Below are 23,540 nucleotides of genomic sequence, written 5' to 3'. Positions count from 1 at the left end.
CGGCCGGTGCGCACTCCATGAGGAAAGCACATGTCACGCATGATGAAAAATTCAGCGCTTGATACCGAAATGCTCGGTATGGTGCCGATAGTGATTGAACAGAGCGGCCGCGGCGAGCGCGCGTACGATATCTACTCGCGCCTGTTGAAGGAACGCGTTATTTTTCTGGTCGGCCCGGTCACCGATCAGACCGCAAATCTGATCGTTGCGCAGATGCTGTTCCTGGAAAGCGAAAATCCGGACAAGGATATTTCGCTCTATATCAACTCGCCGGGCGGTTCGGTGTCTGCAGGAATGGCAATCTATGACACCATGCAGTTCATCAAGCCGGACGTTTCGACACTGTGCACCGGGTTGGCCGCTTCGATGGGCGCCTTCTTGCTGGCCGCAGGCGCGAAGGGCAAGCGTTTCTCTTTACCGAATTCGCGTATCATGATTCATCAGCCTTTGGGTGGTGCACAAGGCCAGGCAACGGATATCGAAATCCAGGCGCGCGAGATCCTGTATCTGCGAGACCGGCTGAACCACATTCTTGCTGAAAAAACCGGCAAAACCGTGGAACAAATCAGCAAGGATACAGACAGAGATAATTTCATGTCTGCTGCCGAAGCGGCAGAGTATGGCATGATTGACAAGGTGCTGACCACCCGCGTCTGAGACGGTTATCCAATCGGAAAACGCCCGGACGCAGGCCCGTTCGGGCGTTTTGTTTTATGGCGACGAATTTTTGTCAGTTTGCCCAATTTCTTGAGCGGCGTCGTGACGAATTCGGAATTCGCAGGTAATATCGGATCAATCTCCATCCACACATTGCTCTATGTCTGACAAAAAATCCTCCAGCGGCGAAAAATTGCTTTACTGCTCCTTCTGCGGTAAGAGCCAACACGAGGTAAAGAAGCTCATCGCGGGTCCGTCCGTATTCATTTGTGACGAATGCATCGACCTCTGCAATGACATCATTCGTGACGAGGCATCCAGTATTGAATCTGTTGCTGGACCCAAGTCGGATCTGCCTACGCCGCAGGAAATCTTCGAGCTGCTCGGACAGTATGTCATTGGCCAGGAAACTGCAAAACGCATCCTGTCAGTGGCTGTTTACAATCACTACAAGCGCCTGAAGCATCTCGGCAAGAAAGACGATGTTGAATTGGCCAAGAGCAATATTTTGCTGATTGGCCCAACCGGTTCCGGCAAGACCCTGCTGGCGCAAACCCTGGCGCGCATGCTCAATGTGCCCTTCGTTATTGCGGATGCCACCACGTTAACCGAAGCGGGCTATGTGGGTGAAGACGTCGAGAACATCATTCAGAAACTTTTGCAGAACTGCAACTACGAAGTCGAGAAGGCGCAAAAGGGCATCGTCTATATCGACGAGATCGACAAGATTTCGCGCAAGTCGGATAACCCGTCCATCACGCGTGACGTCTCGGGCGAAGGCGTGCAGCAGGCGCTTCTGAAGCTGATCGAGGGCACGATGGCGTCGGTACCTCCGCAAGGCGGGCGCAAGCATCCCAATCAGGATTTCGTGCAGATCGACACCACCAACATCATGTTCATCTGCGGCGGTGCTTTTGACGGGCTTGCCAAGATCATTTCCAATCGTTCGGAGAAGAGTGGGATCGGTTTTTCCGCGAGCGTCAAGAGCCAGCAGGAGCGCAATGCAAGTGAAATGCTGCTGGATGCAGAGCCGGAAGATTTGATCAAGTTTGGTTTGATTCCGGAGCTTGTCGGCCGTCTGCCGGTTGTTGCCACCCTCAGTGAACTAAACGAGGAAGCTCTAATCCAAATATTGCTTGAACCCAAGAATGCTCTCATTAAGCAGTATGCAAAGCTGCTGCAGATGGAAGGGGCAGAATTGGAAGTTCGGCCAGCAGCATTGCACGCAATTGCGAAAAAAGCCCTTGAACGCAAGACTGGTGCACGTGGGTTGCGCTCTATTCTTGAGCATGCTTTGCTGGAGGTAATGTTTGAGTTGCCGAACCAGCAAAATGTCGCAAAGGTGGTAATTGATGAAAATACCATCCTGAATGGAGCGAAGCCTTTGTTGATTTATCACGAGCAGCCAAAGGTATCCGGAGCAAAGTAGATAACTGTATTCAAGATGCGGACGATGCGAAAGCGATACCGCCCCAGGCCTGCAAATGTGTCAGATGGCTGTCCTGTCGAGTCCGCTCTTTTCCTAGAAGCAGTACAATTTGAAATACGGGAATCACTTCAGGTAACCATCGCAAAGCCACCCGAGGGCGACTTCGTGTGTGGCTTTTTTTATTACGTATTTTGAAGAGGAGTGATTTTTGTTGCTGCTTGGACTTGAGTTTTAGGCTGCCGTGCCTACATCATTAACAAGCTCTTAAATAAGGTTCGCCATGACGACTTCTACAACACTAACTGAACACACCCAACTGCCGCTATTGCCGTTGCGGGACGTTGTTGTCTTCCCGCATATGGTGATCCCGCTTTTCGTTGGCCGCCCCAAGTCGATCAAGGCTCTCGAAGCAGCGATGGAACAAGGCAAGAGCATTATGCTCGCCGCCCAGAAAGCAGCAGCCAAGGACGAACCATCGGCCGACGACATTTATGAAATTGGCTGTGTCGCCAATATCCTCCAGATGTTGAAGCTGCCGGACGGCACCGTCAAAGTCCTGGTGGAAGGCGCACAACGAGCACGCATTCATCACATCAGCGAACTGGAGACGCACTTCATTGCGGAACTGACCCCAATCGAATCCGAGCCGGGCGATGAATCGGAAGTGGAAGCAATGCGCCGCGCGATCGTTCAGCAATTTGATCAATACGTCAAACTGAACAAGAAAATTCCGCCGGAAATTCTTACGTCGTTAGCAGGGATCGATGACGCAGGCCGCCTAGCAGACACCATAGCAGCGCACCTCCCGTTGAAGCTTGAGCAAAAACAGATCATTCTTGAAATCTTCAACGTCGCGAAGCGCCACGAGCACTTGCTCGGGCAACTCGAGGCTGAGCTCGATATCCTTCAGGTAGAGAAGCGCATCCGCGGCCGCGTCAAGCGTCAGATGGAAAAGTCGCAGCGCGAGTATTACCTGAACGAGCAGGTCAAAGCCATTCAGAAGGAACTTGGCGAAGGCGAAGAGGGCGCGGATCTCGAAGAGCTCGAGAAGAAGATCGTTGCCGCGCGCATGCCGAAGGAGGCGCGCGAGAAGGCTCAGTCCGAATTGAAAAAGCTCAAGCTGATGTCGCCGATGTCTGCTGAAGCAACGGTCGTGCGCAACTATATCGACACGCTCTTGAGCCTGCCTTGGAGGAAGAAGTCCAAGATCAATAACGACCTGACGAATGCGGAGAAAGTGCTCGAAGGCGATCATTACGGCCTCGATAAGGTGAAGGAACGCATTCTGGAATATCTCGCCGTGCAACAGCGCGTCGACAAGGTGAAGGCCCCCATTCTTTGCCTCGTTGGGCCTCCTGGTGTCGGCAAGACCTCGCTTGGTCAATCGATTGCACGCGCGACCAATCGCAAGTTCGTGCGCATGGCGCTCGGCGGCGTGCGCGATGAAGCGGAAATCCGCGGCCATCGTCGGACTTATATCGGTTCAATGCCCGGAAAGATTCTGCAGAGCCTTGCGAAGACCGGCGTGCGCAATCCGCTCTTCCTGCTCGACGAAGTGGACAAGCTTGGCCAGGATTTCCGTGGCGATCCGGCTTCCGCTCTGCTTGAGGTGCTCGATCCGGAACAGAACCATACGTTCTCGGATCATTACGTTGAAGTTGATTTCGACTTGTCCGACGTGATGTTTGTCGCCACTTCGAACTCGTACAACATTCCGCCGGCACTGCTGGATCGCATGGAGGTTATTCGTCTCTCAGGCTACACAGAAGATGAGAAAACCAACATCGCGCAGCGTTATCTGCTGCCGAAGCAGATCTCCAACAATGGATTGAAAGACGACGAAATCGCGGTGTCAGAGTCCGCGATTCGCGACATCATTCGCTACTACACACGCGAGGCCGGTGTCCGCTCTCTCGAGCGCGAGATCTCCAAGATCTGCCGCAAGGTTGTGAAGATGCTGCTGCTGAAGAAGCAGGACAAAGAGCGCAAGATAACTGTCAGCGCGAAGAACTTGGACAAGTTCCTCGGCGTTCGTCGCTACGATTTCGGCATGGCCGAGAAAGAGAACCAGGTCGGGCAGGTAGTCGGATTGGCGTGGACCGAGGTCGGCGGCGACTTGCTGACGATCGAGGCGATGACGATGCCTGGCAAGGGTGACATCATCCGCACCGGTACGCTCGGCGACGTGATGAAAGAGTCGATTGAGGCGGCACGCACCGTGGTGCGCAGCCGCGCAAAACGCCTCGGCATCAAGAGCGAGTTGTTTGGAAAGAGCGATATACATATTCACGTGCCGGAAGGCGCGACGCCGAAGGATGGTCCATCCGCAGGCATTGCGATGACGACGGCGCTGGTTTCGGTGTTGACCGGGATTCCCGTTCGCGCGGACGTTGCGATGACCGGTGAAATCACCTTGCGAGGCGAAGTGCTGCCGATCGGCGGCTTGAAGGAAAAACTGCTGGCGGCGCATCGCGGCGGTATCAAGACCGTGCTGATCCCTGAACAGAATGTGAAGGACCTTGCGGACATTCCTGACAACGTGAAGAACAAGCTTGAGATCGTGCCGGTTCGTTGGATCGACAAGGTATTGGAAGTCGCTCTGGAGCGTCACCCCGTTGCACTGACGGATGTTGATACGCCGGTTGATACTGCAGTTGCGCAGGCAACGGGTCAGACCGATCCCAATGTCGTGAAACATTAAACGCAGCAAATCGCAGGCTGAAAAAGCGCTCTGCGGAGCGCTTTTTTATTTCCGTCGAGACATGAAAATATGCGAAGGATTTAATTTGTAAAAGTTGATTGCGAATAGCCGACGGGCCGGGAAACCGCTTGACACAAGGCTTTGCGACTTGTTTAATACGGGCTGCAGAAAATTTCTTCTCTGCATTTTGTGTCGCTTGTGCTACCAAGAAGAGCAATAAGCAAGCTTCGCAGAATCCAACTTTTTTGAGGGGGCGTCAGTGAATAAGACCGAACTAATTGATCACATTGCCGGAACAGCAGACATTTCCAAAGCAGCAGCTACTCGCGCACTTGATGCGTTGATCGGCGCAGTCAAGACCACGTTGAAGAAGAATGGAAGCGTTACCCTGGTGGGCTTCGGCACTTTCTCCGTAGGCAAGCGCGCCGCACGTACCGGTCGCAATCCCCGCACCGGCGATGCTATCAAGATCAAGGCGGCCAAGGTACCCAAGTTCCGTCCGGGTAAAGCACTCAAGGATGCCGTCAACTAGTGATTAGATAGTGCATCTCAATAAAAGATGCTATATAATTTTGTTTTTTCAGGGCGTGGTGACAAACGCCTGAAGAGTTTGGCTGACTAAGTGTGGAACAGGGTGCTTAGCTCAGTTGGTAGAGCGGCGCCCTTACAAGGCGTAGGTCGGGAGTTCGAGCCTCTCAGCACCCACCAGAGCAGCCAGACTTATGATGCAGCAGAAGTTTCAGGAGTGGTAGTTCAGTCGGTTAGAATACCGGCCTGTCACGCCGGGGGTCGCGGGTTCGAGTCCCGTCCACTCCGCCAAAAAACGAAAAAGGCGAACGTGAGTTCGCCTTTTTTCATATGTGGTGGCGCTTTTGCTTCGGTTGCAGCCGACGCTCACAATCCGTGCATTGCAACTTGTGTCGCGTTGGGTCTGCGTTTTCGTATCTGTGGAACTGTGATTGACCATGTTTGAATTTATTCGCACGCACCAGCGCTTGATGCAATTGCTGCTGATGCTGTTAATCCTGCCTTCGTTCACGTTCTTCGGGATTGAGGGCTACTCGCGATTTCGCGAAGGCGACAATTCAATTGCGAAAGTGGCGGGCCGCTCAATCACCCAGCAAGAGTTTGATGCAGCCCAGCGCGAGCAGATGGAGCGCTTTCGCCAGATGTTCGGGGGGAAGTTCGATCCCAAAATGCTCGATACGCCCGAAGCCAGAAAAAACATTCTTGAAGGCTTGATCGCGCAGCGCGTGATGGAAGCGGAAGCGTCCCGCAATCTCCTTTCGGTCAGCGATCAGACCTTGCAGCAAACGATCCTTGCAGTGCCTGGCCTGACCGGCGCCGACGGCAAGTTTGATGTGGAACGCTACAAGTCGCTGCTTGCCGCACAAGGCATGACGCCCGCGATGTACGAGGCACGCCTGCGTCATGACCTGACGCTGCAGCAAGTCAATGCTGCGGTTCAGTCAACCGCATTTGCGCCGAAGACCGTGGCTGGCCGCTTGTCCGATCTGAATGATCAAGAGCGCGAAGTGCAGGAAATGCTGTTCAAGGCCTCAGACTTTGCCGCGCAGACCAAGGTTACGGACGAGATGCTGAAAGCCTATTACGAGAAGAACGGCAGCCAGTTTGAAATTCCCGAGCAGGTCAAGGCCGAGTACGTTGTGTTGAACAGCGACGCGGTCGCTTCACAGATTTCTGTCAGCGACGCAGATATCAAGTCCTACTACGAGCAGAATGCGAAGCGGTACACCGAGGAGGAACAGCGCCGCGCGAGCCACATCCTGATCAAGGCGGACAAGAATGCGTCGGCTGCTGCGAAGACTGCTGCCAGGGAAAAGGCCGAAAAACTGCTCGCGCAAGTTCGCAAGAATCCGGGCGATTTTGCCAAGCTGGCAAAAGAGTACTCGCAGGATCCCGGATCGGCAGAGCGCGGCGGCGATCTCGATTTCTTCGGTCGAGGAATGATGGTCAAGCCGTTCGAGGATGTTGTCTTCAAGCTGAAGCAGGGTGAGATCAGCGATGTTGTTGAGTCGGACTTTGGCTACCACATTATTCAACTGACGGCGGTCAAGCCGGCGGCTGCGAAGAGTCTCGATGAGGTGAAAGGCCAGATCGCTGCGGACATCAAGAAGCAGCTGGCAGCCAAGAAATTCACGGAAATGGCGGAGCAGTTCACCAACACGGTGTATGAGCAGTCGGAGAGTCTGAAGCCGGTTGCGGAAAAGCTGAAGCTGAAGATCGAAACAGCAAGCGACCTGACACGCGTACCGAATCCGGCGGCCTCGCCGAACGCGCCATTCAATCAGCCGAAGTTTCTGGCAGCGTTGTTTGCAGACGATGCCATCAAGAACAAACGCAATACAGATGCGATTGAAGTCGCACCGAACACACTGATTGCCGGACATGTGATTGAATACAAGCCTGTGACCAAACGCCCGTTTGAAGAGGTCAAGGGCGTCATCCGCGAACGCGTCACGCAGGCGGAGGCGGAAAATCTCGCCAGGAAGGCTGGGGAAGCCAAACTTGCGGCATTGAAGTCAGGCGGTGACGCAGGCAGTTTTTCGGAAGCGAAGACGGTATCGCGCGTGAAGAATGCGAGCTTGAACGCCGTTGCACTTGGCGCGGTGATGAAGGCCGATGTATCCAAGCTGCCGAGCTATGTCGGAGTGGAAGTGCCGGGTCAGGGGTATAGCGTGTTCCGGATCAACAGGATTGCACAGCCTGCCACTCCCGATTCCGCGCGTCGTCAGGCGGAGCAACAACAAGTTGCCAATGCGTTGGCTCAGCAGGAAACGCTGGCTTATCTTGAAGTATTGAAGAAGAAGGCGAAGGTGCAGGTAACCAAGCCGATCGTCGAGAAGGGCGACGCTGAGGCGAATGAGAAGAAATAGCTGCGTCTGATGACCGCACGAAAAAAGCCGCTCAATGAGCGGCTTTTTTCTTTCGGGCTTTTTTCAGTATCCAGCATGGATCGGGCTCGATTCAACGTGCGGATTCTTGCGGCGCCCTGGTCGGAGGCAACGGCATACATGTTCGCTCGTGGGCCACAGAATTTTCCGACCGCACTATTTCGATGTCAGCAGTGGTTTCAGGTGTGGCCAGATGTTGTTGAGCATGATCGGCTCTGCTTCTGCGAGTGGGTGAATCCGGTCGGGCTGAAGCAGTTGTGGCGAGTCGGCGACGCCATCGAGCAGGAAAGGGGCAAGTGAAACTTTCGTTTCCCTGGAAAGCTTTGCGTACAGCCCGAAGAATTTCTCGGCATAGTCGCGCCCGTAATTCGGAGGAATCTGCATGCCGACCAGAAGAACCCTCGCTTTCGCTTTCTGTGCGTCCTTGATCATGGCTCGGAGATTCGCTTCCGTGCTGGCGAGAGGCAAGCCGCGCAGGCCGTCGTTACCGCCCAGTTCCAGGATCAGGACATCTGGATGATGTTGTTCGAGCAGCGCGGGCAGACGCGCCTTCCCTCCGCTTGTCGTTTCGCCGCTGATGCTTGCGTTGATAATGTTTGCGTCGATTTTGTCGGCTTGCAGGCGCTTCCCAAGCAATGCGACCCAGCCGGTGCTGCGCGCAATGCCATACTCCGCCGAGAGACTGTCTCCGAGCACAAGCACGGTTTTTGATGCAGAATAGGCGCACGTTGCATAGGAGACGAGCAAGAGTGCCAACACCGACCTGAACAGGCGCATCTCTTTTCCATATTTCTTCCAATAATTCTGCATGCCTGAGCCTTCCTCGATTTCTGCCGCTATTGAAGTAGTCCACCTGAGCAAGCGCGTTGCGGATGCAACGGGTGAGTTGACCATTTTGAGTGATATCGATTTTACAGTGCGGGCGGGAGAGACGTTGGCGATCGTCGGCGCATCCGGATCCGGCAAGTCGACTTTGCTCGGGCTGCTCGCCGGGCTGGATGTGCCGTCCGATGGAACTGTCAAGCTCGACGGCGTCGATATCTTTGCCTTGAGCGAGGATCAGCGTGCCGTACTGCGGCAAGCAAAGCTCGGATTCGTGTTCCAGTCGTTTCAATTGCTCGCGCACCTGACGGCAGTGGAGAATGTCATGTTGCCGCTGGAATTGCGGCGCGATGAAGACGCCAGGGAGAAGGCGGAGGCAATGCTTGGGCGAGTTGGCCTTTCCAGCCGCTTGCGACACTATCCGAAATTTCTGTCCGGCGGTGAGCAGCAGCGTGTTGCGCTGGCTCGCGCCTTCGTCACGGAACCTCCGCTTCTATTTGCAGACGAGCCCACCGGAAGTCTTGACGCCGCCACGGGTGAGGCGGTGATCAAGCTGATGTTCGAACTGAACGAGGAGCGCGGATCCACGTTGGTGCTTGTCACGCACGATCCGCTGATCGCAGCGCGCTGCGGTCGGACGATTACGATCGCAGCGGGGCGCTTGCGTTGAGCCAAGGCTGCCGCAGAAGCGAATTCATTCAGTTCCACCAGGGTGGGTCCGACGATGTTCGATATAGCCGATGCCCATGCCGCTGGCACAGATGACCGCGATGCCGAGTGCAGTCAGGCTGTCGGGCAGTTGATTGAACACGAGCCAACCCATCGTGGTAGCCGAGATGATTTGCAAGTAGGCGAATGGCGCTAGCAGCGATGCTTCGGCATGCTTGTAGGCGCTGTTGACAAAAAAGTGGCCGATTGTGCTCGTGACACCGGTCGATGCCAGAATCAGCCATTCGCGCGGGCTGGGCATGTGAGAAGACCAGAAGAAAGGCACTATCAGGCTGCTAAGGGCCATGCCCACCACGCCGCCATAGAACAAGGTCACCATCGGGTGATCGGACTGGTTTATCTTGCGGGTCAATACCACGACCAAGGCAAAGACAAGCGCTGATGCAATCCCGAGCATGACGCCGGCCGGAACAATACTGCCTCCGGGTCGAATGACGATCAGCATTCCGCAAAAGCCAATTGCAACGGCGACCCAGCGCGAAGGGTAAGCCTTTTCCTTGAGCAACCAGGGCGAGGTCGCCAGAACAATCAGCGGGGCACAAAAATTCATCGCCGTTCCTTCGGCCAGCGGAACGATCTTGAGCACCGAAAAAAATACGATCGTCGATAAGAGCAGCAGCGCTGCACGGAATATCTGCAGGCCGGGCTGCCGTGCGTGGAGGATGCTTTTCCCATAACGCTTGTGGTAATAGGGCGCGAGCGTGACGGCCATGAAGAGCGTATTGATCGTATAACGCATCCACGAGATCATCACCACGTGATAACCCGCCTGCACCAACAGCTTGCCGGCTGTGTCGAGCAAGGACAAGGTCCATTGTCCGGATACCAGAAAGGCGATGCCGAGCCAGAGACTAGCGCGCGGTGTGACGTGGCGCATGCTGTTCGGTCAGTCGGTTCAGGAGAATGCGTACAGAGTGAATCAGCTCGGTGGCGGTGAGCCCGATAGGGCCGACTTCCTCGTTGACGAGATTGTCGGCTGCCATCCCATGCAGCCAGCAAGCAGCAAGCGCGCCGTTCCAGGCAGGAAAATGCTGCGCCAACAATGCACCGCAGATTCCCGCAAGGACGTCCCCGGTGCCAGCGGTCGCCAACGCGGGATTGCCGGTGGTGTTGATCATGACTTCTCCGTCGGCTCTGGCGACGACGCTACCTGTGCCCTTCAATATGACTGTGGCGTTGAATTGCCGGGCAAGTCGCCGTGCGGACGACAGGCGGTCGGCCTGAATTTCTTGGGTTGTCTGTTGAAGCAGTCGTGCCGCTTCGAGGGGATGCGGCGTCATCAAGGTCGCTGCGCGGCGCTGCGAGAGTATTTGCTGTAGCCCGGCCTCGGCCGCGATGAGATTCAGCGCATCGGCATCGAGCACCAATGGCTGCGGTGTGTGCAACGCCTTGGCCAGGAGGTCATGTGCTTGGCGCGACATGCCGAGGCCTGGGCCGGCGACGATTGTGGCGGATGACAAATCGATTTCGCTCGCAGCGCGGCACATCAAATCCGGCTGTCCGCTGTCGTACAAGGGGGGCTCGGCGAGAAACGCCGCGAACACGCGTCCGGCGCCGCATTTTGCGGCCGTCCTGGCAGCGAGTATTGCGGCGCCCGCCATGCCGTGCGCGCCACCGAGAATGATCACATCGCCGTAGCTGCCTTTGTGGGAATTGTGGGGACGCCGTTGAAGAAAGCTTGAAAACGCTTCGACGGAATTCAGGTGTGTATGCGATTCGCGATAATGGCCGTGGTCGATTTCCAGATCGGCGACCTGAACCTCGCCCGCGACGTCTCTTCCGTACTGCGTATGCAAGCCGGGCTTGTCTGCGATGAAGGTGATTGTATGGCTGGCTCGGATGGCGATGCCCTCATCGCCGACAATACTCCCCGTGTCCGCGTCCAGCCCGCTGGGGACATCGAGTGCAAGAATGGGGCAGGGCAAGGCATTGACTGCTTCGACCAATCTCCGCAGCTCGCCGGTTATCGGCTTTGTCAGCCCGATCCCGAACAGGCCGTCGACGACGAGGTGCCAGCTTGATTGATCAAGCGATGTCACATCCGCCTCGATGAACTGCACTGCACTATGCCTGGCGCGTTCCAGAGCCTGTTGCGCATCGGTCGTGTGAGAAGCGCCAGGCGCGCACAACATGACCACCACCTCCACGCCTGCGTCTGCCAGCAGATGCGCAACTTCCAGCGCGTCGCCGCCATTGTTTCCCGGACCGGCCAGTATCAGTACCGTCGCCGCGCGATGCGGCTCCGGAATCATGGTCATTGCCAGACGGGCGGCTGCCAGTCCGGCGCGTTGCATCAGCGTGCCCGGCGGTAGCGCGGCCATCGCAGCCTGTTCAATGGAACGGATCTCCGCTACAGAGTAGATCGCTGTCGGGGAAGGCATGGTGGAAGGTCCATGGAGTTGTGTGAGGGGGGGGCGGAATTCACAGGTGTCTTGATTTTATGCCATCTGACGTATCGGTGCGAGGCGCACGATTCCCCGGTTTGCACCAAAACATACATTTCGTTTGCATCATTTAAAAGATGGATTTAAAATGAATCTTAAGTTCAAAATTTCCACTAACGCGTATCAATACCAACCTGCAGGAGGATTGTTGCCATGCACGCATCAAAAAGACTCTGGACTTGGCTGGCTGTTATCTGTGTCCTTTCCTTTGCCGTACTAGGCTGGGTCGGGACTGAAATCTATGTCAAGGCACCGCCGATACCGAAACAAGTCGTCAGCACGAAAGGAAAGCTCATTTTCTCGGAGGGGCAGGTTGATCGAGGGCAGCAGGCGTGGCTCTCGGCCGGCGGCCAGCAACTTGGATCTGTATGGGGGCACGGCAGCTACGTTGCTCCGGACTGGTCCGCCGACTGGCTACACCGTGAAGCCGTGGCGCTGCGTGACGTCTGGGCGCAACGCGATTTCGGCAAGTCGTTCGACCAACTGCCCGCTCCGCAGCAGGCGCAATTGACCGGCTTGCTCAAGGAAGAAATGCGGCGCAATACCTACGATGCGCAGACCGGCACGATTACCGTGTCGCCGGAGCGCGCCGCCGCCATTGAGCAAGTGGCGCAGCACTATATCGGCTTGTTCGGCGACGAAGCTTCGCTGAACAAACTGCGCGAGCAATATGCAATGACGCCGGGCTCCTTGCCGGAAGCAGCGGATCGTCAGGCGCTGGCAGCATTCTTTTTCTGGTCGTCGTGGTCGGCAGCAACCGATCGCCCGGGAGAAGAAAACCTGAGCTATACGAGCAACTGGCCGCATGAACCTCTGATCGGCAATACGCCGACAGCCGGCACCGGCATCTGGTCGGTCGCCAGTGTGGTCCTGCTGATTGCCGCGATTGCCGCGATGGTGCTGTTCCATAGCACGCACGGCGAAGAGGGCGATCCGACGCCGCCGAAGGCCGATCCCTTGTTCGACCTGAAAGCGACGCCTTCGATGAAGGCCACCAAGAAGTACTTCTTCGTCGTCATCGGCCTGATCCTTGCCCAGGTCGCGATGGGCGTAATCACTGCGCACTATTCCGTGGAGGGTACAAGCTTCTTCGGCTTGCCGCTGGGCGATATCCTGCCGTTCAAGATCAGCCGCACGATTCACACGCAGTTTGCCGTGTTGTGGATCGCTACGGCGTGGCTGGCTACGGGTCTTTACATTTCGCCCGCGCTGTCCGGACATGAGCCGAAGTTCCAGAAACTGGGCGTTGATGTGCTGTTCTGGGCCTTGATTTTCATCGTTGTCGGCTCGACCGTGACCGGCTGGCTGGGCAGCCTGCAGCATGCAGGCACGGAATTCAGCTTCTGGATCGGCAATCAGGGGCTGGAATTCACCAGCATGGGGCGCGTGTGGCAGATCCTGCTGTTCGTCGGCCTGATGATCTGGCTGTTCCTGATGGGCCGCGCGTTGATGCCTGCGCTCAAGCGTCCGTCGGAAAGCCGTGGCCTGGTGTCCATGGTATTCCTGTCGGCCACCTGCATCGGATTGTTCTACACGACCTCGCTGACCTGGGGCAGTCATACCCATTACTCGATGATCGAGTACTGGCGCTGGTGGCTGGTCCACCTGTGGGTGGAAGGCTTCTTCGAAGTGTTTGCAACGGCTGTCATTGCCTTGCTGTTCTCGCGTCTTGGCCTGATCCGGGCATCAACCGCGAACACGGCGATCGTGCTGGAAACCATCGTGTTCCTGTTCGGCGGCATCCTGGGTACCTTGCACCATCTGTACTTCACCGGTACGCCGACTTCTGTGATCGCGCTGGGTGCCATGTTCTCGGCACTAGAAGTCGTCCCGCTGACCATGATGGGTGTTGAAGGCTATCGCAACTACCAGCGCCTGAAGGTTGCTCCGTGGGTCCAGACGTACAAGTGGGCGATCCTTTACTTCATCGCCGTCGGCTTCTGGAATACCATCGGCGCGGGCCTGCTTGGCTTCTCGATCAATCCGCCGATCTCGCTGTACTACATGCAAGGTCTGAACATGACGGCAAGTCATGGCCATGCAGCGCTGTTTGGTGTGTACGGCATGCTCGGTATCGGCCTGATGCTGTTCTGCCTGCGCGGGCTGTCGGATCGTGCGGCATGGGCTGACAACCTTCTGAAGCCGGCATTCTGGCTGCTCAACATCGGCCTGGCGATGATGGTGTTCATGTCGCTGACCCCGGCTGGCATCTATCAGGCCTGGGCAAGCATTTCACGCGGCATGTGGTATGCACGTTCGCCTGAAGTGGTGCATTCGCCGCTGATGGAGACGCTGGTATGGCTGCGTGTACCTGGCGATATCGTATTCGCCGCCGGCACCGTGTTCCTGATGCTGTTTGCGCTGCGTCTGTTGAAAGGCAAGAGCAAGGCAGGTCAGACCATTCCTGTGACGCAGGCGTTCAGGGCTTGATTGCAGTAAAAGGCTGAAGGGGTGCATTGCCCCTTCGGCAAATTCATTTCACACAAGGAGTTTTCACATGGCACACGATTGTTCCCGTCCGATGGTTTCCGAAGGCGTCTACCCGTTTGATGCGCGTGGCATCGCAAAGCGTTTTCGCCATGCCGCGATCTTCGGCGCACTTGACGCGCTGGAGCCCGGCGAGACGATGCGCTTCTGCAACGACCATGATCCCTTGCCGCTGCTGGCACAGATCAACGGTTATTTCGGACCGCGCGTCAAGATTTCTTACGTGCAGCGCGAGCCGGGCGAAATCGTGATCGACTTCCTGGTGACCGCAGGCTGATCGCTGTTTTGCCGGGGATTCGGGCATGCGCGGGGAAACCCGGCATGCCCGTTTTCATTTTTGCGCGATGAGACTGGCTGCGTATTCTGCAATCGCAAGCGATGCGGTCAGGCCGGGCGATTCGATGCCGTACAAGCCGAGATAATGTGCGCTGCCGTGCGCGGCAAACAGAAAATCCGCGGCCGGCGCGCCGGGTCCGCTGATCTTTGGTCGTACGCCTGAGTAGGCGGGTTGCAGGGATGCGTCAGGTAGGTGGGGCCAATACGCGCGGATCTCGTGGTAAAAACGCTCCGCGCGCCGTGGATCGACGGTGTAATCAATGTTGCCGTCGACGTTTTCCAGCCATTCGACATCGGGCCCGAAGCGCGCCTGTGCGCCAAGGTCCAGCGTCAGATGCACACCGAGTCCGCCCGGTTCGGGCACGGGATAGACCAACCGGGAAAACGGTGCCTTGCCCGCGAGCGAGTAGTAATTGCCCTTGGCAAAATAGGCGGCGGGAATGCTTTCCTTCTGCAGGCCTGCGATGTGCCTGGCAATATGGGGAGCCCACAGGCCGCCGCAATTCACGACGGTCTGCGCCTGGAGCTCACTTTGCGTGCCGTCGATCGAAGTCACTTGCAATACGATGCCGGATTCGGTCGCGGCACCGGACGTGACCTCGCTTCCGAAAGCAATCATGGCGCCCGCGTTTTCCGCGTCCCCATGCAATGCGAGCATGTATGCATGACTATCGATGATGCCGGTATTCGGCGAGGACAAGGCAGCAACGCATGACAAGTCCGGCTCAAGCGTCATAGCCTCCGGTCCCGAGAGAAAGCTGACTTCATTGCATCCGTTCGCATGCGCCTGGGAGTGCAGAGTAGCGAGCCTGGCGCTTTGCGCCTCGGAGGTGGCGACAATCAGTTTGCCGCAGCGTCGATGGGGAATGGCGCGCTCATTGCAGTACGCATACAGTGCGTCGCGGCCTGCAACGCACAAGCGCGCTTTCAGACTACCGGTCGGATAGTAGATCCCGGCATGAATCACCTCACTGTTGCGTGAGCTTGTCTCCATGCCGATCGCGAGATGCTTCTCAAGGATGAAAACCGTGCGCCCAGCCATCGCGAGGGATCTTGCAACCGCCAGTCCGACGGCTCCGGCGCCAATCACCACACAGTCGAGCTTATCCATAGCGTGCCAGCGTCAATCCATCCATGTCGATATCCGGAGCGTATCCGGAGATGATGTCAGCCAGCACCTTCCCGGCGCCTGCCGCCATGGCCCATCCGGATGATCCGTGGCCCACGTTCAGGTAGACATTGCGAACAGGAGTGGCGCCGAGCAGGGGCGCACCATCCGGCAGCATCGCGCTCGCGCCAGTCCAGAAGGTAGCCTGTGCGTAATTGGCGGCATCCGGAAACCAGTCGTTACCGACTTTAATCAGTGTGCGCAATGCACGTTCGAGCTGCTCGTCCGGTCGCGAGGCAAAGTCGGCGGTGCCGGCCACGCGAATGCGGCCGCCCATGCGGGTGATCGCTGCATTGTAGGTTTCATCGAGGACTGCGGCCTGCGGCGCCTGATCGAAATTCTTGATGAGCGCAGTCGCCGAATAACCTTTCACCGGATAGATCGGTAGTTGAATGCCAAGCTGCTTGAGCAATTGAACACTATCGACACCCGCTGCGAGCACTACCGCGTCGGCATTATATTTTCCACCGTCAATCTGCAAGGCGACGCCCCCGTTTTCCGGCTCGATGGCATGCACGACGCTTGTGAAGTGAAACTGAACGCCGATTGAAGCGGCGATTTGTTTCATGCGCTTGGCAAACAGCGGGCAGTTGCCTGCTTCGTCCTGCGGCAGATACAGGCCGCCTGCCAACGACGTATCCGCCGCGATTGCGGGCTCGATGGCACGTACGCCTTCGGGATCGAGCAGACGGTGCGGCACGTCGTTCTCCGCGAGTGCGGCAATGGCCGGTTCGGCCATCTGTGCGTCCTTCTCGGTGCGAAACAACTGCAGCACGCCCTGAGTCTGTTCATACTCGAGTTGATAGTGCTCGCGCAATTGGCGCAGGATATCGCGACTGTAAAAGGCAACGCGTTGCATGCGATTCTTGTTGATCCTGTAACGATCCAATTCGCATTCATCGAGCCAGCGGCGTACCCAGCGCCAGAGTGCGCGGTCGAGCGTCGGCTTCAGCATTACCGGCGCTTCGGCGCTGAACAGATGTGACAGGATTTTCGCTGGCATGCCGGGCGCGGCCCAAGGTGTGGCATGGCCCGGCGCAACGATTCCGGCGTTTGCGAAGCTGGCTTCCTGTGCAACATTGTGATGACGTTCAATCACGGAGACGTCATGCCCCGCCGCAGCCAGAAAATAGGCGGTGCAGACGCCCACCACGCCGCCACCGATTACAGCCACTTGTTTTTGTGTCACTTATTTACCTGATTACTTTGGAACGCCATTGCAGCACGCGATGTGCTGTGAACGAGAGGATACGTTGAAAGCACGGCGAACTCATCTTCCTTAACGCAAGGAATCGTAGACCGCCGGACACATTTCTAGTTCGAGGGCACCATTTTAATTTCTTGGCGGGAAGTGTGGGGATTTCCGTATACGGTTCAGCGACGATCGCATCTTTCCCGCAACATGCTTATTGCTGTTCACCGAGGGAGGGCGCGCCGGTCTTGTCTCGTTTGCATGGGCCGGCATAACCGGGAAGATCCTTCGCCGCCGGCTGGCAGGCCAACTGTTCCGCAGTCTGGATAGCTGCCAGCAGGTTCATGCGATCGATCGGCTGCCAGCCCATATGCGAGCCGAAATACCTGGCCCACTCGAACTCCATGAAATAGGCGTCCGTGCGCTTGAAATACTCGGCTGCCTGCGCATAGGTCGCCAGTGCGCGGTACGGATCGTCGGCGAGGTCGGCAATTCTCTGCGGGAGTGCCGACGGCGGAATCGGATTGCCTTTCGGATCATGCAAATAGACCCAGTGCCGCGCTTGCATCTCTTGCCAGAAAGTCGCCGGATTGTCGATGCGGCCGATGACCTGGGCCATGACCTTGTCCGCGCCGACGCGCCAGAGCACGCTTGCCAGATGATGGCCATCGGTCAAATAAAATGTGCCATCGGGCGCTTGCACCACCGGCATTGGCCGCTTGCTCGTGTAGCGGACAAAGTCGGTATCGCCCTTGAATCGCGCCGCGCGTTCTTCCACCGGAATCATGCCGACAGCAGGCTGCGTGGGATGCAGCGCGGAGAGCGCGATTTCACACTTGGCATCAACGGGAATACTTCGGCTGCAGACAGGCTCGGCGAGAACGTTGCTGGCGACGCAGGTGGCCATCGCCATCAGCAGAGGGGTTGAAATTCGATGCATGGCGCGGCGTTGAAATCTATGCAGGTGCGGAATTATCCGAGGTCGTTCGAAACTTGTCCTTTTGCGAAGCGGCGATTGTCAACCGCCGTGCAAGGCGTGTTCGATTGCGCGTGCAACTGCGAGGATTCTGCTATCCGACATCGCGGGACCGGCGATCATCAATCCCACTGGCAGGGTGCCGGACGCATGGCAAGGCAAGGACACTGCGCATCCATCGAGCAGGTTGATCGTGGACGGGTTGCGAAGCAATTGCCCATTCACCCTGAAAAACTCGTCTTCGGATGATTCGAAATCCGCAATCGGCGGCGCGACGATGGGTACGGTCGGCATGATGAGTGCATCGTAAGGAGCCAGCGCTGCTTCCATGCTCGTTATCCAATCGCGCCGTCTGCGGTGCAGATCGATATAGTCGGCTGCACTCATTCCCGCGCCCATCTTGATGCGTTTGGCAACGCGAAAATCGTATTCGGATTCATGATCGGCCAGCAAGGAGCGGTGCCATGCAAACGCCTCGGCACTGGAAAATCTGTTCAGTCCTGCCGCGTCGGCCAGCATGCTGAACGGTGCTTCGATGACGCTGGCACCGGATGCCGACAGGCGCGTGAGAGCCGCCGAAAAAGAGGCTGCGACATGCGGGTCCAACCCGTCCAGCATGAGCGTGCCGGGAACCGCGAGGCGCAGGCCGCGTGACGGCAGAGACGGAACCGACAAGGCCTGATCGGCAATAACGCTATCGACAAGGATGCAGTCGTCCACCGAGCGTGTCATTGCGCATACGGTGTCCAATGTGGTCGACAAGGGCAGCGCCCCTGTTGTGGGAACACGGCGGGCAGTGGGCTTGAATCCGACGATGCCGCAGAGCGCGGCCGGAATCCGGATCGACCCGCCGGTATCCGATCCCAATGCGGCAACGCATAGACCGGCCGCCACCGAGACCGCTGCGCCGGACGACGAGCCGCCCGGAATTCGTGCCACCTCGGTGTCGGCCGGATTTGCCGGTGTACCGTAATGCGGGTTGATGCCGACACCCGAAAAGGCGAATTCGGTCATGTTGGTCTTGCCGATAATCGCGGCGCCTGCCATGCGCAAGCGTTTTACAGCCGGCGCGTCGGATGTGGCTGGAGCGGCGCCCTTGAGGACGGTCGATCCCGCAAGCGTTGCCTCGCCAGCAACGTCGTACAGATCCTTCAGCGATATCGGCAGCCCGGCCAGCGGAGAAGTCTCCACGCCGGCCTTGCGCATGGCATCGGCACATGATGCAGCAGCACGCGCGGCATCCGGGTAAAGTGTGGTGAATACCGAGGAAGATTTCGCTGCTTCGGTCAGGCAGGTGTCGACCAACGCACGACGTGATTGACTGGCGAGCGCGAGGATCGGTTGGGTGACGGGAGGTACCATGCTCTGAATGCTCATGAAGGATGTCGGGGCAGCGGAACAATAGCATAACGAACCGTATCGCATGAAGGGCAGGGCGTGAAAGCGGTCCGAGTGTGTGCCGGATGGCGATCGAGGGCGAACATTGGCAAGCTGCCATGGAGCAGCGTCGCGGTATAATCACGCTTTCTGATTTAACCCGCGGTCAAGCCGTGCTTCGGGACGCTTGCACTGCCTCAAATTTCTCATCGCCATGTTGATTCTGCCGGGCTCCAATGCCCTGTCTGCCTTCCGTACCCAGCGTCTTTTGTCACAATTGCAAGAAGTCGAGCCCGCTATCGTTGGTGTCACAGGGCGCTTTTTGCACTTCATCGATGCTGCGAACGCTCCCAGCCAGGATGATATTGGCCGTTTGGATGCGTTGTTGACCTATGGCGAACCTTTCACCGGCGCTGCCGAGGGCGAGGAGTTTGTCGTGATCCCGCGCTTCGGTACGATCTCGCCATGGGCGAGCAAGGCGACCGATATCGCGCACAACTGCGACATGGTGCACATCAAGCGTATCGAGCGCGGCGTGTCCTATCACGTGAAGATGAAATCCGGCCTGCTGGGTGGAAGCAAGAAATTGTCGGACGCCGCCGCGCAGCAAGTGGCCGATCTGCTGCACGATCGCATGACTGAAACAGTTCTGCGCAACGCGAACGATGCCTCTGCCTTGTTCCGCGAGCTCGACGCCAAGCCGCTGGAATTCATCGATGTGTTGACCGGCGGTCGCAATGCGCTCGAGCGGGCCAACACCGAGCTCGGCCTGGCCTTGTCCGACGATGAGGTTGATTACCTCCTGAACGCGTTCACTCAAGCCAAGCGCAATCCGACCGACGTGGAGCTGATGATGTTCGCGCAGGCCAACAGCGAACACTGCCGCCACAAGATCTTCAATGCCGACTGGACCATCGACGGCGTGAGGCAGGACAAGTCGCTGTTTGCGATGATCAAGAACACGCACCAGTTGCAACCCAAGGGCACGATCGTCGCCTACAGCGACAACTCGTCGATCATCGAAGGCGCGACCGTCTCGCGCTTCTATCCGCGTGGCGCGGCCAGCGGCAACGTGTACGAAGCATCGGAGGAATTGACCCATATCCTGATGAAGGTCGAAACCCACAACCATCCGACGGCGATCTCGCCTTTCCCGGGCGCATCGACTGGCGCCGGAGGTGAAATCCGCGATGAAGGTGCGACCGGTCGCGGTGCCAAGCCGAAGGCAGGCTTGACCGGTTTCACCGTCTCGAACCTGATGCTGACCCATTCTGTTCAGCCATGGGAGAACGCGCGCGATGTGACGGAACCCCTCGCGGAGCGCGTTTCGCACGGCCAGAGCGGCATTTACGGCAAACCTGACCGCATTGCATCGCCCTTGCAGATCATGATCGACGGCCCGATCGGCGGCGCGGCATTCAACAATGAATTCGGCCGGCCTAATCTCGGTGGCTATTTCCGCACCTATGAGCAGAACGTGGCTGGATCCGTGAAGGGGTATCACAAACCGATCATGATTGCCGGCGGCATGGGCAATATCTCCGACAAGCACACCAGGAAGAATGACCTGCCTGTGGGTAGTCTGCTGATTCAGCTCGGCGGTCCCGGCATGCGTATCGGCATGGGTGGCGGCGCGGCTTCATCGATGGCGACCGGCACCAATACGGCCGATCTGGATTTTGATTCGGTGCAGCGAGGCAATCCGGAAATGGAACGCCGCGCGCAGGAAGTCATCAACGCGTGCTGGGCGATGGGCGACGACAATCCTATCCTGTCGATCCATGACGTGGGCGCGGGCGGCTTGTCCAACGCCTTCCCGGAATTGACCAACGATGCGAGACGCGGCGCGATTTTCGACCTCCGCAAGGTGCAGCTGGAAGAGAGCGGCATGGCGCCGAAGGAAATCTGGAGTAACGAATCGCAGGAACGTTATGTGCTCGCGATTGCACCCGAAAGCCTGCCCTTGTTCCAATACTTGTGCGAACGTGAGCGCAGCCCGTTTGCCGTCATCGGCACGGCAACGGAAGAACGCCAGTTGAAAGTGATCGACCCCGAACACGGCAACAACCCGGTGGATATGCCGATGGATGTGCTGCTCGGCAAGCCGCCCAAGATGCATCGCGATGTCAGCCATGTCGTCAATGCCTATCCGCCGGTCGATCTGACCGGGATAGACTTGATCGAAGCCGCTCAGCGCGTCTTGCGCCTTCCTACGGTGGCTGACAAATCCTTCCTGATTACCATTGGCGACCGCACGGTCGGCGCCATGTCGGTGCGCGACCAGATGGTCGGGCCGTGGCAAGTGCCGGTGGCAGACTGCGCGGTCACGACCATGAGCCTCGAAGGCTATCGCGGCGAGGCGATGTCGATGGGCGAACGTACGCCGTTGGCGGTGATCAACGCCGCTGCATCCGGCCGCATGGCGGTTGGCGAGGCAATCACCAATATCGCGGCGGCGCCGATTGTCGATATCTCCGACATCAAGCTGTCCGCCAACTGGATGGCCGCGTGCGGCCAGCCGGGAGAGGATGCAGCCTTGTTCGATACCGTGAAGGCGGTTGGCATGGAACTGTGCCCAGCGCTCGGCATCAGCATCCCGGTCGGCAAGGATTCGCTGTCGATGCGCACCACGTGGCAGGACGCGGAAGGCAGCAAGTCGGTAAGCTCGCCGGTATCGCTGATCGTGTCGGGTTTTGCGCCGGTGTCCGATGTCCGCCTGTCGCTGACCCCGCAATTGCGCAAGGATGTTGGCGATACGGCCTTGATCCTGATCGATCTCGGCCGCGGCAAGAACCGCATGGGCGCTTCCGCGCTGACGCAGGTCATGCAGCAGATCGGCAATGAGGTACCGGATGTCGACAGTGCGGAAGACCTGAAGGCATTCTTTGAAGCGATTCAGCTGCTCAACAAGGAGCGCAAGCTGCTCGCCTATCACGACCGCTCCGACGGTGGCTTGTTCACGACCTTGTCCGAAATGGCATTTGCGGGCCGCACCGGCGTGTCGGTCAATCTCGATATCCTCGCAATGGAAGGCGAGCATGCCTCCGACTCAGGCGAGGCCAAGAACTGGGCGGGTCAGATTGCCGAGCGTCGCAATGACATGACGCTGCGCGCGTTGTTCAGCGAAGAACTCGGCGCAGTGATCCAGGTGCGCGCCGAGGAAAAATCCGACGTGATGAACGTGCTGCGTTCTTACGATCTCGGTGCCTGCAGCCATATCATCGGAAAGCTCAACAACCGCGATGTCATCGAATTCACGCGCGACGCCAAGGTCATCTACAACCAGCCGCGCATCGATTTGCAGCGCTTGTGGAGCGAAACAAGCTGGCGCATTGCGCGCCTGCGCGACAACCCGGCGTGTGCAGATGCAGAATACGACCGTATTCTCGACGCAGCCGACCCCGGCATTACACCGAAGATCAGCTTCGATCCGCAGATCGATGTCGCCGCGCCGTTTATCGCGACCGGTGTCAAGCCCAAGGTAGCGATCCTGCGCGAGCAGGGCGTCAATTCGCATATCGAAACCGCCTACGTCATGCACAAGGCCGGATTCACGGCAGTAGACGTGCACATGAGCGATCTGATCGCGGGGCGTGCACGACTGGATGATTTCAAGGGCTTCATTGCGGTTGGCGGCTTCTCATATGGCGACGTGCTCGGCGCCGGCGAGGGTTGGGCCAAGACGATCCTGTTCCACGCCAGGCTGGCCGAGCAGTTCGCCGGCTTCTTCAACCGGGACGACACTTTCGCACTGGGCATCTGCAATGGCTGCCAGATGATGAGCAACCTGAAGTCCATCATCCCCGGTGCGCATGCATGGCCGAAATTCACACGCAATAAATCCGAGCAGTTCGAAGCGCGGTTCGCGATGGTGGAAGTTGCCGATTCGCCTTCCATCTTCTTCCAGGATATGGCGGGAACGCAAAGCCCGATCGCCGTGGCGCACGGCGAAGGTTTTGCCGACTTCTCGCAGACCGGCGATGTCAAAGAGGCGATCGTCGCGATGCGCTGGATCGATAACAAGGGGCAGGTCACCGAAGCGTATCCGTACAATCCGAACGGCTCGCCGCAGGGCATCACCTCGGTGACAACGCCGGATGGTCGCTTCACCGTGTTGATGCCGCATGCGGAACGGGTTTTCCGCTCGGTGCAGCATTCATGGCATCCGGATTCGTGGGGCGAGTATTCGCCGTGGATGCGCATGTTCCGCAACGCGCGCAAGTGGGTGGGTTGAGATTGATGGCCGGCGGTGAACGCTGCCGGTTAATCGCAGAATAATAAAAAGGCGCTTCAAATGAAGCGCCTTT

At 57.7% G+C, this 23,540-nt stretch carries 16 protein-coding genes and 2 tRNA genes; 11 read left to right on the top strand and 7 right to left on the bottom strand.

The window, feature by feature from the left end:
* Positions 1-30 precede the first annotated feature (30 nt).
* The 7 genes from clpP (at position 31) to E6W33_RS21880 (ending at position 7,684) form a co-directional block, all read left to right on the top strand.
* Complete coding sequence (clpP, locus tag E6W33_RS21910) at positions 31-657, top strand: ATP-dependent Clp endopeptidase proteolytic subunit ClpP (RefSeq protein WP_136419499.1); 627 nt, start codon at positions 31-33, stop codon at positions 655-657.
* A 160-nt stretch (positions 658-817) separates the two neighbouring features.
* Positions 818-2,086, top strand: a complete 1,269-nt coding sequence (gene clpX, locus E6W33_RS21905; RefSeq protein ID WP_136419498.1) for an ATP-dependent Clp protease ATP-binding subunit ClpX — start codon at positions 818-820, stop codon at positions 2,084-2,086.
* Between the two features lie 280 nt (positions 2,087-2,366).
* A complete protein-coding gene (gene lon / locus E6W33_RS21900; protein WP_136419497.1) occupies positions 2,367-4,787 on the top strand; it encodes an endopeptidase La in 2,421 nt (806 codons plus the stop codon).
* Between the two features lie 259 nt (positions 4,788-5,046).
* Entirely contained in the window at positions 5,047-5,319 is a 273-nt protein-coding gene (locus tag E6W33_RS21895; protein ID WP_136419496.1) for an HU family DNA-binding protein, read from the top strand.
* 100 nt (positions 5,320-5,419) lie between these two features.
* Positions 5,420-5,495 (top strand) — tRNA-Val (locus tag E6W33_RS21890).
* A gap of 34 nt (positions 5,496-5,529) precedes the next feature.
* A tRNA-Asp gene (locus E6W33_RS21885) sits at positions 5,530-5,606 on the top strand.
* A 146-nt stretch (positions 5,607-5,752) separates the two neighbouring features.
* Positions 5,753-7,684: a SurA N-terminal domain-containing protein gene (locus tag E6W33_RS21880; protein WP_136419495.1), complete on the top strand. Its 1,932-nt coding sequence runs from the start codon at positions 5,753-5,755 to the stop codon at positions 7,682-7,684.
* Between the two features lie 174 nt (positions 7,685-7,858).
* On the opposite strand, the gene E6W33_RS21875 is transcribed toward E6W33_RS21880, so the two are convergent.
* Positions 7,859-8,512, bottom strand: a complete 654-nt coding sequence (locus E6W33_RS21875; RefSeq protein ID WP_136419494.1) for an arylesterase — start codon at positions 8,510-8,512, stop codon at positions 7,859-7,861.
* On the opposite strand from E6W33_RS21875, the gene E6W33_RS21870 reads away from it, so the two are divergent.
* Positions 8,511-9,194, top strand: coding sequence for an ATP-binding cassette domain-containing protein (locus tag E6W33_RS21870; protein WP_136419493.1), 684 nt, complete (start codon positions 8,511-8,513; stop codon positions 9,192-9,194). The genes E6W33_RS21875 and E6W33_RS21870 overlap by 2 nt on opposite strands.
* A 24-nt stretch (positions 9,195-9,218) precedes the next feature.
* On the opposite strand, the gene E6W33_RS21865 is transcribed toward E6W33_RS21870, so the two are convergent.
* Both E6W33_RS21865 and E6W33_RS21860 read right to left on the bottom strand, forming a co-directional pair.
* Positions 9,219-10,130, bottom strand: a complete 912-nt coding sequence (locus E6W33_RS21865; RefSeq protein WP_136419492.1) for a DMT family transporter — start codon at positions 10,128-10,130, stop codon at positions 9,219-9,221.
* The gene (locus tag E6W33_RS21860) at positions 10,105-11,634 is read right to left on the bottom strand and encodes an NAD(P)H-hydrate dehydratase (protein WP_136419491.1); all 1,530 of its coding nucleotides are present in this window, start codon (positions 11,632-11,634) and stop codon (positions 10,105-10,107) included. The genes E6W33_RS21865 and E6W33_RS21860 overlap by 26 nt, the downstream gene beginning before the upstream one ends.
* A 216-nt stretch (positions 11,635-11,850) precedes the next feature.
* On the opposite strand from E6W33_RS21860, the gene E6W33_RS21855 reads away from it, so the two are divergent.
* A complete protein-coding gene (locus E6W33_RS21855; protein WP_136419490.1) occupies positions 11,851-14,127 on the top strand; it encodes a nitric-oxide reductase large subunit in 2,277 nt (758 codons plus the stop codon).
* 67 nt (positions 14,128-14,194) lie between these two features.
* On the top strand, positions 14,195-14,461 hold the full coding sequence (locus E6W33_RS21850) for a DUF2249 domain-containing protein (RefSeq protein WP_136419489.1): 267 nt from the start codon (positions 14,195-14,197) through the stop codon (positions 14,459-14,461).
* A 54-nt stretch (positions 14,462-14,515) separates the two neighbouring features.
* Here E6W33_RS21850 and E6W33_RS21845 read toward each other — a convergent pair whose 3' ends face one another.
* The 4 genes from E6W33_RS21845 to E6W33_RS21830 form a co-directional block, all read right to left on the bottom strand.
* Complete coding sequence (locus E6W33_RS21845; protein WP_136419488.1) at positions 14,516-15,631, bottom strand: NAD(P)/FAD-dependent oxidoreductase; 1,116 nt, start codon at positions 15,629-15,631, stop codon at positions 14,516-14,518.
* Complete coding sequence (locus E6W33_RS21840; RefSeq protein ID WP_136419487.1) at positions 15,624-16,877, bottom strand: D-amino acid dehydrogenase; 1,254 nt, start codon at positions 16,875-16,877, stop codon at positions 15,624-15,626. The genes E6W33_RS21845 and E6W33_RS21840 overlap by 8 nt, the downstream gene beginning before the upstream one ends.
* Positions 16,878-17,094: 217 nt before the next feature.
* Positions 17,095-17,820, bottom strand: coding sequence for a ParB/Srx family N-terminal domain-containing protein (locus E6W33_RS21835; protein ID WP_136419486.1), 726 nt, complete (start codon positions 17,818-17,820; stop codon positions 17,095-17,097).
* A gap of 78 nt (positions 17,821-17,898) precedes the next feature.
* Positions 17,899-19,233: an amidase gene (locus tag E6W33_RS21830; protein WP_247869737.1), complete on the bottom strand. Its 1,335-nt coding sequence runs from the start codon at positions 19,231-19,233 to the stop codon at positions 17,899-17,901.
* A 214-nt stretch (positions 19,234-19,447) separates the two neighbouring features.
* On the opposite strand from E6W33_RS21830, the gene purL reads away from it, so the two are divergent.
* The gene (gene purL / locus E6W33_RS21825) at positions 19,448-23,467 is read left to right on the top strand and encodes a phosphoribosylformylglycinamidine synthase (RefSeq protein WP_136419485.1); all 4,020 of its coding nucleotides are present in this window, start codon (positions 19,448-19,450) and stop codon (positions 23,465-23,467) included.
* Positions 23,468-23,540 lie beyond the last annotated feature (73 nt).

The organism is Herbaspirillum sp. ST 5-3 (assembly GCF_004804275.1).
Lineage (GTDB): Bacteria > Pseudomonadota > Gammaproteobacteria > Burkholderiales > Burkholderiaceae_D > Noviherbaspirillum.
The sequence above is the reverse complement of the archived record's forward strand: the minus strand, read 5'-3'. Positions and strand labels throughout refer to the sequence as shown.